General features: G+C 42.9%; 17 protein-coding genes. All 17 read right to left on the bottom strand.

The window, feature by feature from the left end; genetic code table 11:
• Window positions 1-20: 20 nt before the first annotated feature.
• The 17 genes from H1R16_RS09540 to paaA all read right to left on the bottom strand — a co-directional run bounded on the left by H1R16_RS09540 (window position 21) and on the right by paaA (window position 11419).
• Window positions 21-788: an enoyl-CoA hydratase/isomerase family protein gene (locus H1R16_RS09540; RefSeq protein ID WP_181886816.1), complete on the bottom strand. Its 768-nt coding sequence runs from the start codon at window positions 786-788 to the stop codon at window positions 21-23.
• Window positions 788-1477 carry an SMUG2 DNA glycosylase family protein gene (locus tag H1R16_RS09535; protein ID WP_181886817.1) on the bottom strand — a complete coding sequence of 230 codons (690 nt, stop codon included), beginning with the start codon at window positions 1475-1477 and terminating at the stop codon, window positions 788-790. Before H1R16_RS09535 ends, H1R16_RS09540 begins: the two co-directional genes overlap by 1 nt.
• 88 nt (window positions 1478-1565) lie before the next feature.
• Entirely contained in the window at window positions 1566-1688 is a 123-nt protein-coding gene (locus H1R16_RS12330) for a hypothetical protein (protein ID WP_259370311.1), read from the bottom strand.
• A gap of 88 nt (window positions 1689-1776) precedes the next feature.
• Window positions 1777-1899, bottom strand: a complete 123-nt coding sequence (locus H1R16_RS12325) for a hypothetical protein (RefSeq protein WP_259370312.1) — start codon at window positions 1897-1899, stop codon at window positions 1777-1779.
• An 87-nt stretch (window positions 1900-1986) separates the two neighbouring features.
• On the bottom strand, window positions 1987-2109 hold the full coding sequence (locus tag H1R16_RS12320; RefSeq protein WP_259370313.1) for a hypothetical protein: 123 nt from the start codon (window positions 2107-2109) through the stop codon (window positions 1987-1989).
• A gap of 88 nt (window positions 2110-2197) precedes the next feature.
• Complete coding sequence (locus H1R16_RS12315) at window positions 2198-2320, bottom strand: hypothetical protein (protein WP_259370312.1); 123 nt, start codon at window positions 2318-2320, stop codon at window positions 2198-2200.
• Window positions 2321-2408: 88 nt separating this feature from the next.
• Window positions 2409-2531, bottom strand: a complete 123-nt coding sequence (locus H1R16_RS12310; RefSeq protein WP_259373842.1) for a hypothetical protein — start codon at window positions 2529-2531, stop codon at window positions 2409-2411.
• 88 nt (window positions 2532-2619) lie between these two features.
• Window positions 2620-3000: a GxxExxY protein gene (locus H1R16_RS09530; protein WP_181886818.1), complete on the bottom strand. Its 381-nt coding sequence runs from the start codon at window positions 2998-3000 to the stop codon at window positions 2620-2622.
• Between the two features lie 70 nt (window positions 3001-3070).
• On the bottom strand, window positions 3071-5563 hold the full coding sequence (gene paaZ, locus H1R16_RS09525) for a phenylacetic acid degradation bifunctional protein PaaZ (protein WP_181887365.1): 2493 nt from the start codon (window positions 5561-5563) through the stop codon (window positions 3071-3073).
• A 490-nt stretch (window positions 5564-6053) separates the two neighbouring features.
• Entirely contained in the window at window positions 6054-6467 is a 414-nt protein-coding gene (locus H1R16_RS09520) for a PaaI family thioesterase (RefSeq protein ID WP_181886819.1), read from the bottom strand.
• A gap of 46 nt (window positions 6468-6513) precedes the next feature.
• Window positions 6514-6756 carry a hypothetical protein gene (locus H1R16_RS09515; protein ID WP_181886820.1) on the bottom strand — a complete coding sequence of 81 codons (243 nt, stop codon included), beginning with the start codon at window positions 6754-6756 and terminating at the stop codon, window positions 6514-6516.
• A gap of 4 nt (window positions 6757-6760) precedes the next feature.
• Entirely contained in the window at window positions 6761-7894 is a 1134-nt protein-coding gene (locus H1R16_RS09510; protein WP_181886821.1) for a 3-hydroxyacyl-CoA dehydrogenase NAD-binding domain-containing protein, read from the bottom strand.
• A 66-nt stretch (window positions 7895-7960) separates the two neighbouring features.
• Window positions 7961-8767 (bottom strand): enoyl-CoA hydratase/isomerase family protein, encoded by an 807-nt coding sequence (locus H1R16_RS09505; protein ID WP_181886822.1) that lies wholly within the window; start codon window positions 8765-8767, stop codon window positions 7961-7963.
• 36 nt (window positions 8768-8803) lie between these two features.
• Window positions 8804-9268: a 1,2-phenylacetyl-CoA epoxidase subunit PaaD gene (gene paaD / locus H1R16_RS09500; protein ID WP_181886823.1), complete on the bottom strand. Its 465-nt coding sequence runs from the start codon at window positions 9266-9268 to the stop codon at window positions 8804-8806.
• Window positions 9269-9305: 37 nt separating this feature from the next.
• On the bottom strand, window positions 9306-10055 hold the full coding sequence (gene paaC, locus H1R16_RS09495) for a 1,2-phenylacetyl-CoA epoxidase subunit PaaC (protein ID WP_181886824.1): 750 nt from the start codon (window positions 10053-10055) through the stop codon (window positions 9306-9308).
• A gap of 100 nt (window positions 10056-10155) precedes the next feature.
• The gene (gene paaB, locus H1R16_RS09490; RefSeq protein WP_181886825.1) at window positions 10156-10437 is read right to left on the bottom strand and encodes a 1,2-phenylacetyl-CoA epoxidase subunit PaaB; all 282 of its coding nucleotides are present in this window, start codon (window positions 10435-10437) and stop codon (window positions 10156-10158) included.
• Between the two features lie 40 nt (window positions 10438-10477).
• The gene (gene paaA / locus H1R16_RS09485; protein ID WP_181886826.1) at window positions 10478-11419 is read right to left on the bottom strand and encodes a 1,2-phenylacetyl-CoA epoxidase subunit PaaA; all 942 of its coding nucleotides are present in this window, start codon (window positions 11417-11419) and stop codon (window positions 10478-10480) included.
• Window positions 11420-11424 lie beyond the last annotated feature (5 nt).

Raw genomic sequence — 11424 nt, 5'->3', positions numbered from 1 at the left:
TTATATGGTAATGCGTTGTCTTATTTTGCCCGCAACCTTTCTTTAATTTTTTCAATATTCTGTTTGGCTGAATCTTCCAGAATCAGACTTGCACTCATGTGTATTCTTTCCGGCATCAGGCTTTCGAAATGTTCGGTGCCTTCCCATGATACTTTCTTGATTAACGCCAAAGCATCTGTACTTCTAGCCGAAAGCGCAGCCAAAAATTCATCAAGTTTTGCATCCATTTCAGCAATCGTTGGAGAAACTGAATGGTAAACATCATGCTTTTCGCACCAGTTTGCGCTGCGGAAATCAGCATCAATTGACATTGCTGCGTATGCAGATTTTCCGATTTTTCTCTCCACATATGGCCCGATAACAAAAGGTCCGATTCCCAGATTCAGTTCTGTAAGAGCCATCGCCGCATTCTCAACAGCAAAACAGTAATCTGCCGCGGAGGCAATTCCTACTCCACCACCGGTTGTTTTTCCCTGAACCCGAACGATTACCAGTTTGCCACAATTGCGCATTGCGTTCAGCACTTTCGCAAAACCGCCAAAGAATTTCGTAGAAGCTTCAAGCTCTTCAATGGACAGAAGTTCGTCGAAGCTGGCACCGGCGCAGAAGGCTTTCTCTCCGTCAGATTTAAGTAGGATGGCCTTTACAGCTGCATCTTTTCCGGTTTGCAGAATAGTTTGGGCCAGTTTTTCCAGGATTTCACCCGGAAGAGAGTTACTTTTTGGATGTCCGAAAGTGATTTCGGCAATATTGTTCTTGATTTCGTGGTTTACAAATCCGTTGTTCATTATTCTTTATTTAGCGCAATTAAATATTTATCAATGTATAACTGTTTCTCCCTGCTTTTGTACTGTTGAATGTATCTTGGATGTTCCAACACTGTCAACTTATCGAAAAAATGGTTTTCACTGTTGAGTTTCTCAATGAACGCAGCATTTTTCTTTCCCAAAACAAACACTTCCGAAGTATCCAGGCCTAAACTGATATGATTCCTGATGCTTTCAACCATGAATTTCTTTACAGCCTCAAACAGTGACTTGTCGTCGTAATAATTCGCATTCAGCCAACTTCCATTTTTTTGCTTCCTGATGATAGCCAGAGGAAACGGCGAATTTATATAAAAATCCGCATAAAACCGCTCCGCACCACCATACTGTTCAATAACATCATAGAGATAAACCGATGAAATCTCATGCGTATGCGCGGACTTCATTTCTATCCCACATACCGACTGCAACCTTTTCGTATCCGTAAACGGAACTCCGGTAACGCCGGCGCCATGCCGGCTGGGATTGATACCAATGATAAATTTCCTCGAACAATGATCGCTGTAAAACTTATGGTAAAAGGAAGTCATAACCTCCAGCGTTTCAGGATTATCGAAAAAAGGGTTCAGCACATCAAAACCTTCCGGAAGTGTGCCGGTATATTTTAATTTTTTGTTGAATTCTACGACTTTCTCACCGAAGGTTTGCATGGAGTTTTAATGATTTAGATTCTGTGAAAATCTGTGAAATCTGTGTGCATAAAAAGCGCACAGATTTCACAGATCACACAGATAATTATTAACATACCATAGTCTCATACGTATTGATAAAGACTCCAGTCAAATGCAAACCTATAGCCACCAAACCACGGTAGTTGCAGATTTTGTTAATGATGACACTGTTTTCGCCGAACGTTTGCATGGAGTTTTAATGATTTTGATTCTGTGAAAATTTATGAAACCTGTGTGCATAAAAAGCGCACAGATTTCACAGATCACACAGATAATTATTAACATACCATAGTCTCATACGTATTGATAAAGACTCCAGTCACATGCAAACCTATAGCCAGCAAACCACGGTAGTTGCGGATTTTGTTAATGATCACACTGTTTTCGCCGAACGTTTGCATGGAGTTTTAATGATTTAGATTCTGTGAAAATCTGTGAAATCTGTGTGCATAAAGCCGCACAGATTTCACAGATCACACAGATAATTATTAACATACCATAGTCTCATACGTTTTGATAAAGACTCCAGTCACATGTATACCTGTAGCCAGCAAACCACGGTAGTTGCGGATTTTGTTAATGATGACACTGTTTTCGCCGAACGTTTGCATGGAGTTTTAATGATTTTGATTCTGTGAAAATCTGTGAAATCTGTGTGCATAAAAAGCGCACAGATTTCACAGATCACACAGATAATTATTAACATACCATAGTCTCATACGTATTGATAAAGACTCCAGTCACATGCAAACCTATAGCCAGCAAACCACGGTAGTTGCGGATTTTGTTAATGATCACACTGTTTTCGCCGAACGTTTGCATGGAGTTTTAATGATTTTGATTCTGTGAAAATCTGTGAAATCTGTGTGCATAAAAAGCGCACAGATTTCACAGATCACACAGATAATTATTAACATACCATAGTCTCATACGTATTGATAAAGACTCCAGTCACATGCAAACCTAGAGCCAGCAAACCACGGTAGTTGCGGATTTTGTTAATGATCACACTGTTTTCGCCGAACGTTTGCATGGAGTTTTAATGATTTAGATTCTGTGAAAATCTGTGAAATCTGTGTGCATAAAAGGCGCACAGATTTCACCGATCACACAGATAATTATTACACATAACCGTTTATGATTCTGACAATATCCGCATTCAGATTATCAGTGTTGAAATTAACCAAAATACCTAGATGCAGATTAGTTAGTTTAAGATAATTTAATAATTGTTTATGATGAACCGGCGCTAATTCTACCACTGATTTAACCTCGATTATGATTTTCTCCTCTACCAAAATGTCTGCCCGAAATCCGAGGCCTAACGAAATTCCTTTATAATCTACCGAAATGGGAAACTGCGGCACCTGTGCTAAACCGTTATTTTCAAGCTCAATCTCTAACGCCTTTTCATAAACACTTTCCAATAATCCAGGACCGAGCACATTATAGACCTCAAAAATTGACTTTCTAATCAGATATGTCATCTCATTTTCTGTCATACATTTCGATTTGAATTAATACTATGCAAAAAATTATATCTGTGCAAATCTGTGAAATCTGTGCGCCCCTTTACAATCCGAACTGTTCGAAATGATGCGTGAAGTGCTTCCTGTGGAATAACTCCATCATTTCTTTGTTCAGTGTTCCGAAACGCGGATGGAAATGTTCCGCGTCCGGATTCTCACGGTAGTAAATAAGATATTCCTTAAGGGTTTGCATAAGGTTTTCTTTGGCCTGAGCAAGATTTTTGAATCTGAGGGTCGGCATTTCACCTTCCGCAAGCATTGGATACTTTGCACCGGGTCTGATCTTTTGGTCAGTATAAATCCAGTCCTGCAGCAATTCCATTTTTTCCGCCGGAATTTCCGGGAAGTCTGAGGGATCCAGTTTACTGAAACCGTTGCGCATCACTTCTTCCAGATGCTCCACCATCATTTGCGGAGTCATTTCTCCGAACTTTCTTTCGGTGCAATCAGCTAATCCGTTCAAACGCTTCTGAATTTCCTTCGCATTCAACTCCAAAAACGGCGACTGTTTCGCTACCAGTGTAAGGATGGTGGCAACACATACTATCTCATCACGCTGATTCACAACTTCAACAAGCCACTTTACTACGCCGCTCGGGATATTGCGCCCTTTTACACCTTTGTTTATTTTCTCTTTTGCGGTAAGATAAACAGTAATGGTATCTCCTGCGTATACAGGTTTGAAGAAACTTGCATTTTCCAGTCCGTAATTGGCGATTACCGGCCCTTTTTTGCCGGAAACAAACAGACCTGCTGCCGCTGAAAGGATAAAATATCCATGTGCAACGGTTTTGTCGAAGATGGTTCCGTTCAAACTGGTGGAATCAGTGTGCGCGTAGAAGTGGTCCCACGAAACATTGGAAAAATTAACAATATCGGCTTCAGTAACCGTTCTGCCGGCAGTTTCCAGCGAATCACCGATTTCTACTTCTTCAAAGAACTTTCTGAAAGGATGTCTGTCAGAGAAATTCTGCGTGGCACCCTGCTGGTACACCTTTGTAATGGCAGAAAGCATATCCGGTGAACCCTGAACCGCCGTTTTTTGAAGGAAAAAGTGCAGACCGTTAAGCCCGCCCATTTCTTCGCCACCACCCGCTCTTCCCGGTCCGCCGTGCATAAGTGTAGGCAACGGTGAGCCGTGACCGGTACTTTCCTTGGCACTGTCGCGATTCAGGACGAAAATACGTCCGTGCTGCGAAGCCATTTTCCAGGAAGTTTCTGCAACAAATTTTTCGTCATTGGAAACGATGGAACCCACCAAACTTCCTTTTCCGCGTTTTGCTAATGCAGCGGCTTCTTCGGCATCGCGGTACGGCATAAGCGTAGAAACAGGTCCGAACGCTTCCACATCGTGAGAGATATTCTTTTCGAAAGGCTTATCGTTATAAAAGATTTTCGGACTCATGAAAGATCCTGACTCGTAACTGGCATCCAGAAGTTCATGCTGCCCGTCATAGATAAGTTCTGTTTCGGCCTTAAGAAGATTAACATTTTTAAGAACTTCTTCGTACTGCTGTTTGCCAACTAAAGAACCCATACGGGTCTCACGGTTCAGCGGATTACCTATTTTGGTCTGGTCCAAAGCTTTACCTAGGGCATTCTGAACTTCATCAACCAAATTCTCCGGCACCATAATACGGCGGATTGCTGTACATTTCTGACCCGCCTTGGTTGTAATCTCATTGCGGACTTCCTTTATGAAGAGATCAAATTCCGGTGTGCCGGGTTTCGCATCCAAACCTAAAATGGAGCAGTTCAGTGAATCGGCTTCCATATTGAAGCGCACAGCATTGGTTGATACAGAAGGCAGGGATTTCAATTTTTTACCCGTTCTGGCCGAACCTGTAAAAAGTACAGAGTCGCCGTCCTGAACATAATCAAGCATATTTCCAGGCTCACCGCAAACCAGCTGTATGGCACCTTCAGGCAGAATTCTGCTTTCAATCATATCGGTGAAAACCGCGTTGGTAAGGTAAGATCCCGGTGTGGCGGGCTTTACAATACTTGGAACACCAGCCAGAAGTGAAGTCGAAAGTTTTTCCATCATTCCCCATACCGGAAAATTATAGGCATTGATCTGAACCGAAACACCTTCACTTGGCGTCAGGATATGAGTTCCGATGAACGTTCCGTTTGCTGAAATCTTCTGCGTATCGCCATCCAACCAGAACGGCGTGTTAGGCAACATCCGTTTTGCCAGACCGGAATAGGTGAAGAACGTACCGAAACCACCTTCGATGTCCACCCACGAATCAGCATGTGTTGCACCCGTCTTATAAGAAAGCTCATAATACTTCTTCTTTCTCTCCAGAAGATAAAGAGCGACCTTCTTCAGCATTTCGCCACGGTCGTAAAAGGTCATGGACGAAAGGTTTTTATAACCAACGGTGCGTCCGTAGTCCAGCGCCTGCTGGTAATCAATACCGCCGGTATCGGAAATAGCAACCAATTCACCGTTTACTGCGTTGTATAATGGAATTTCTTCGCCGGAACCTTCGCTCCACTGGCCGTATATATAATTTTTTAGTTTCATGATTGATATTTTATTGTAGCTGATTGGTGGACTTATAACTGCCACTTACAGTTTGATATATTTTCAGTTTTGAATAATAATTTTATTGGAATCTAAAAAGTTGATCAACTTTTCCTTTTCATCCGGAAATGAATACGTCTTCCTTTTACTCCCATCCTTTAGCGAAAGATAAGCCCACTCATAACGGAAAATGTCCTTTTTAAAGTACACTGACTTTATTTCATCTTTTGAAAACCTGCTTTTCACGTTCAATCCTAAACTGGTCAACAGGAAGGCAGTTCCACAAAATAAAAAGAAATAATAATAAAGATTACTGATGCTCAAAGACAGGCCGCCGATCATTAAATGCGTCAGTGCAAACAGCACAAGAGCTGTCCCGGCAACGATTGAGAATATCTTCTGATATTTCAGCCGGTCATTAATTATTATTTCATTTTCCTCTGCACAAATTGTAGAGTACATTAATTTAAGATCGCGCATTTTTCTGTTAATGTTAAAGGTCCGTCACTTTCTTCTCGATTTTATACACCGTGCCACGGAAAGAGGCTACCAAAACCTGATCCTGATTCTTTATGGATATATCATAAATACCGGTTTTACGTGTATCCGAAATAAGGATGCTTTCAGCGGTAAGAATATCGCCCATCCGCACGGCTTTTGTAAAATTAATCACGCAGTTCAATGCCACAGACGCTTCGTTGGTGTTGTTGCTGGAAAATGCGAGTGCCGAATCGGCCAGGGAAAAAGTAATCCCGCCGTGTACGGTTTTCAGGCCGTTAATCATTTCGGCTTTCACGGGCATTTCCAGAAGACAGTATTTTTCGCGTACTTCCACCAGTTTTATACCCATCCATTTTGAGAATTCGTCCTGATTAAGCATGTACTGTGCGGTTTCTAAGGGAGTCATTTTAGTTAATTTATCTGTGTAAAAGTTTAACAATGTAACAAGTTGTCTAGCGGTTAACCTTTTTCCGCAAATCACTTTGTAGTTTAACCTTTCTTTGCTGTCTGATGATATTCTGCAGTATTAAAGTAATAAAAATAAAGAGCAGCATGAACAGATGCCGCGGAGCGTCTTCCAATACCGAATTCAGCGTTTCCATACTGAAGCCGTCCCAAATAAACTGAAGCAAAAAAAACAGCAAGCCGAAAGTGATGGTTCCGCGCAGGCTTTTAAGAAGTATGTTCGTTATCATAGCTTTATAGTTTGGTAAGCAATGGGCTTTGCCTGTACCTTTCTTCCTGATAGGTTTCATACAGCCTCTGCAATGTAGCGCCCACATAGCGGTAGCCAATCTCGCTGCCCCACGCCAGCAGACCTTTCGGGTAGTTTACGCCCTTCTGCATGGCCAGTTCCAGATCGGCATCGCTGGCAATTCCTAAACGTTTGGCTTCAACAGCTTCGTTAATAAGCATTGAGATAATTCTCATAAAGATCTCAGCATACAGGTTATCCTCTTTTACAGGTTCCGGTTTTACCGCATTTTCACTGTAATCATAAAATCCACGGCCCGTTTTGCGTCCGTGCAGTTTGGCTTCGCTCATTCGCTGCTGCAGCAGGCTGGGTTTATATTTTGGATCGAAGAAATAATCGGCATAGACGGTTTTAGTTACTGAGAAATTAACATCAATTCCAATCAGGTCCATCAGTTCAAACGGTCCCATTCGGAAATTACCTAAGGTTCTCATGGCATCATCCACCTGTTCCGGCGTCGCAATATTTTCTTCAACGATGCGCAGCGCTTCGCCGTAAAAAGGCCTGGCAATACGGTTTACGATGAATCCGGGGACATCTTTGGCGATTATAGGTTCTTTTCCCCACGATTTCATCAGGTCATACATCTGCTGTGGAAGGTTTTCTTCTGTCAGGAGACCCGGAATCACTTCAACCAAAGGCATTAAAGGCGCAGGATTAAAGAAATGAATGCCGATAAACCTGGACGGCTTCTGAAGCTCCGCTGAAAGTGATGTTATTGAAATAGATGATGTATTACTTGCTATAACGCAGTTTTCGGAAACTGTTTCCTCCACCTTACGGAAAACTCCGGTTTTTATCTCCTTATTTTCGATGATCGCTTCAATGACCAGGTCACAACCTTTAAATTCAGCAATATCCCGGCAGAAATTTATCCTCCCGAAAATGTTTTCGGAATCCTTCGCTGAAATTTTGTTCTTTTCAACTAGTCTTGCCAGTGTTTTTTGCAGACCACCAAGTGATTTTTCAGTTTGAGCAGCATTTGCATCAAAAAGAAAAACGGTGCAGCCGGCAGCAGAGGCGACCTGTGCAATACCAATTCCCATGGTGCCGGAACCTATTATTCCTATTTGTTTCATAAGACCTTAATGTAAAAAGATAGCTTTGAATAACCAAAACTATCTTGAAATGTTTTAAATTTTAAACTATTTGCCTTTGTAAACAGGCTTCCTTTTTTCCGAAAACGCCAGTATGCCTTCACGGAAGTCCTCTGTAGCCGATGCTGCAGACTGGTATCTGCTTTCAATATCCAGCTGCTCCTTCAAACTGTTATCATAGGATTTACGCAAAGCTCTTTTTGTTAATGAAAGTGCAGTGGTTGGCTGGTTAGTGATGGTTTCAAGCATCTCCATAGCTTTTACCTCAAATTCTGCTTCCGGCCATACTTCGGCTACCATTCCAAGTCTGTGTGCCTCTTCAGCACTCAGTTTTTTTCCTGTATACGCCATATAATGTGCCATCTGTCTGCCCAGAACTTTCTGCAGGAAATAAGTTCCGCCCGTGTCCGGGATAAGTCCAATGTTCGAAAATGCCTGTGAAAAATAAGCCCTGTCTGAAACCACTGAGAAGTCACAAATTAGAGCCAGCATGGCTCCCGCCCCTACGGCAGGACCGTTTACGAGCGAAATAACCGGCTTGCGTGCATAAGCGATGGACATAACCAGAGGATTGTAATAATCCAGAACTATGCGTTCCACTTCACGCGGTACATTTACCTCAGGATTCATAAAATCGATGGCGGCCAGATTCTGACCTGATGAAAAAGCTTTCCCGCGGCCCGCAATTGCGATGCAGCGTGTATCTTCATCCTTATTATAAAACTCTACAAAATCGCGCAGTTCTGCCAATAGGGGTTTGGTAAGTGCGTTCATGGTTTCAGGCTGGTTCAGGTAGGCGATCTTTAACCGGCCTCCAAAATGCGATTCCACATCAAATTGTGAATAGGTATACATAGTCAGTTTTTTTTATTTCCCTAAAGATACTAAGATTTAGTGACATTTAAAATAGTCAAACGGCTCCAGACAGTCGTTACACTGGTAACTGGCCTTGCACAGCGTAGACCCAAACCTGCTAATCTGAGTACTGTTAGCAGATCCGCATCGCGGGCATTTCTTTGGAACGTTCAGATGATCTTTATCAGCTCCTTTTTCAGGTGGGGTAATACCGTATACCCTTAGTTTTTCCCGTGCCTCGTCGGTCATCCAGTCCGTGGTCCAGATGGGAGAAATCTTCGTAATAACTTTTGCGCTTAATCCTTTTTCACGGAACAGCTTAATAATATCCTCTTCAATATTAAACATAGCCGGACAAGCTGAATAAGTGGGCGTTATTACAACTTCCACCTCATCTTCAGCAATCATCCTTGCCTCCCGCACAATGCCGAGCTCCACGATATTGATTACCGGGATTTCAGGATCCGGGATTTCAGCTAATATTTCAAGTAAATTGTCCATAATTAAATAGGTCCGCAGAATATCTCACAGATCACTGTTACCAGGTACAGTTCGGATAGGTGCGCTGCATATACTGAAGTTCGCAGAGGATAAACCCGAAATACTCGGTATGGTATCCGGTGCGCGAGCCTTTCTGCATAAAAGTGCTTTCAGGAAGCTGAATTCCGAAGTTTTCAAAGTCTGTGATAACTGCTCCTGTCCAGATTTCATGCAGGATTTTTGAGTCGGGAACAATATTGTTGGCAAGAAGCTGGTCTTCACCCAGTGTTTCCGCAAACATTCCCTGGGTATATTCCCAAAGATTTCCCACCGCTTCTGCCAAACGCATTTTGCTTTCCTCAGTTCCACCGGCAAACATCTTTACCCACGTTGAAGAATGGGTGTAGTGGTATTTTACTTCTTTCAAAGATTTTTCGGCAATTGCTGCCAATTGAGCGTCCGGACTTTTCATCAGTTCCGTATAAAGTAACTTCTGATATAAGGAGAAGAAATACACTTTCAGGATGGTATTGGCATAATCGCCGTTTGGAAGTTCGGAGAGCTGACAGTTCAGATAATCCTTTTCCAGCCTCAGGAAAGCCAGGTCATCTTCGGTGCTGTTTTCACCCTGTACCTGTGCCGCATATTTGAAAAAATTGCTGCTTTGTCCCAGGTAGTCCAGTGCGATATTTGTAAGTGCAATATCTTCTTCCAGATAAGGTCCCTGACCGCAAAGTTCGCCCAGCCGCTGCCCAAAAATCAGGGTATCATCGGCCAGTTTTATGGTATAATTGTAAAGTGGATTCATTGGTATAGATTTCAGAGGGCAGATTTCAGATTTCAGACATCAGAATATAAAACAAGTGGTCTATAATCTGATATCTGGTGTCTGATATCTCATCTCTGTTTTACATATTTTTCACATCGTTTGGAATAGCGTAGAAGGTTGGATGACGGTAAAGTTTGTCATCTGCCGGATCAAAGAAGGCTTCTTTGTCCACGCCTTCGGATGTTACCAGATATTTGCTCGGCACCACCCAGATGGAAGTTCCCTCCATTCTGCGGGTATAAACATCCCTCGCATTCTGAAGTGCCATCTCAGCAGTAGGTGCTTGTACGGTACCTGCGTGTTTGTGTGAAAGTCCCGGTTTGGTCTGGATAAATACCTCCCACATTTCTAAATTGCTCATTATTCAATCGTAGTTTTTAATATTCCTGCTGACTTTAACCTCAGCTTACTTTTCTCTTATCTTCATTTGCAGCAAATGCCATAGCCGCTTCCTTCACCCAGGCATGATCGCGCTGCGCTTTTCTTTTGGTTTCCAGGCGTTTTTTATTGCACGGTCCGTTGCCTTTCAGCACTTCCATAAATTCATCCCACGGAAGCTCGCCGAAATCATAATGTTGTGTTTCTTCATTCCACTTCAGATTTTCGTCCGGAATCTTAAGACCCAGGAACTCCGCCTGACCTACGGTTACATCCACAAAACGCTGTCTCAAAGCATCGTTACTTTCGCGCTTTACGCGGTAGTTCATGGATTTCTGAGAGTTTGGCGAAGCTTCGTCATTCGGTCCGAACATCATCAAGGCCGGCCACCAGAAACGGTTCAGTGCTTCCTGCGCCAGATCTTTCTGCTCTTTGGTTCCACGGCAAAGCGTCATCAGGATCTCGTAACCCTGTCTCTGGTGGAAGGATTCTTCCTTACAGATCCTTACCATGGCTCTGGAATAAGGCCCGTAGGAATTACCCATCAGCATCACCTGGTTCATGATCGCTGCACCGTCTACCAGCCAGCCAATCGCGCCAATATCGGCCCATGAAAGAGCCGGATAGTTAAAGATGCTTGAATATTTTGCTTTCCCCGAAAGCATGTCATTATAAGTACTGTCGCGGTCTGCGGCGATTTCACCGTTATTTAATGTTTCTGTAGCAGCATAAAGGTACAGGCCATGTCCGGCCTCATCCTGAATCTTAGCCAAAAGAGCCATCTTCCTGCGTAAAGAAGGAGCTCTTGTAATCCAGTTAGCTTCCGGCAGCATACCTACAATCTCGGAATGAGCGTGCTGGGAGATCTGCCTTACGAGAAGTTTTCTGTAATCTTCCGGCATCACATCCTTAGGCTCCACCTTGTTTTCTGCCTGAACGTATTCTAAAAATTTTTCCTGATTCATTTTCT

Source organism: Marnyiella aurantia (assembly GCF_014041915.1).
Taxonomy (GTDB): Bacteria; Bacteroidota; Bacteroidia; order Flavobacteriales; family Weeksellaceae; genus Marnyiella; species Marnyiella aurantia.
This window is presented reverse-complemented; position numbering and strand designations above follow the sequence as displayed.

Bases quoted from the DNA above. Each gene is read 5' to 3' on its own strand.
- H1R16_RS09535 (WP_181886817.1), bottom strand. From the start codon at position 1,477: ATGCAAACCTTCGGTGAGAAAGTCGTAGAATTCAACAAAAAATTAAAA.
- H1R16_RS09510 (WP_181886821.1), bottom strand. From the start codon at position 7,894: ATGAAACAAATAGGAATAATAGGTTCCGGCACCATGGGAATTGGTATT.
- paaB (WP_181886825.1), bottom strand. From the start codon at position 10,437: ATGAGCAATTTAGAAATGTGGGAGGTATTTATCCAGACCAAACCGGGA.
- H1R16_RS09505 (WP_181886822.1), bottom strand. From the start codon at position 8,767: ATGTATACCTATTCACAATTTGATGTGGAATCGCATTTTGGAGGCCGG.
- paaD (WP_181886823.1), bottom strand. From the start codon at position 9,268: ATGGACAATTTACTTGAAATATTAGCTGAAATCCCGGATCCTGAAATC.
- H1R16_RS09530 (WP_181886818.1), bottom strand. From the start codon at position 3,000: ATGACAGAAAATGAGATGACATATCTGATTAGAAAGTCAATTTTTGAG.
- paaC (WP_181886824.1), bottom strand. From the start codon at position 10,055: ATGAATCCACTTTACAATTATACCATAAAACTGGCCGATGATACCCTG.
- H1R16_RS12325 (WP_259370312.1), bottom strand. From the start codon at position 1,899: ATGCAAACGTTCGGCGAAAACAGTGTGATCATTAACAAAATCCGCAAC.
- H1R16_RS09520 (WP_181886819.1), bottom strand. From the start codon at position 6,467: ATGACTCCCTTAGAAACCGCACAGTACATGCTTAATCAGGACGAATTC.
- H1R16_RS09515 (WP_181886820.1), bottom strand. From the start codon at position 6,756: ATGATAACGAACATACTTCTTAAAAGCCTGCGCGGAACCATCACTTTC.
- H1R16_RS12330 (WP_259370311.1), bottom strand. From the start codon at position 1,688: ATGCAAACGTTCGGCGAAAACAGTGTCATCATTAACAAAATCTGCAAC.
- H1R16_RS12310 (WP_259373842.1), bottom strand. From the start codon at position 2,531: ATGCAAACGTTCGGCGAAAACAGTGTGATCATTAACAAAATCCGCAAC.
- paaA (WP_181886826.1), bottom strand. From the start codon at position 11,419: ATGAATCAGGAAAAATTTTTAGAATACGTTCAGGCAGAAAACAAGGTG.
- H1R16_RS12320 (WP_259370313.1), bottom strand. From the start codon at position 2,109: ATGCAAACGTTCGGCGAAAACAGTGTCATCATTAACAAAATCCGCAAC.
- H1R16_RS09540 (WP_181886816.1), bottom strand. From the start codon at position 788: ATGAACAACGGATTTGTAAACCACGAAATCAAGAACAATATTGCCGAA.
- H1R16_RS12315 (WP_259370312.1), bottom strand. From the start codon at position 2,320: ATGCAAACGTTCGGCGAAAACAGTGTGATCATTAACAAAATCCGCAAC.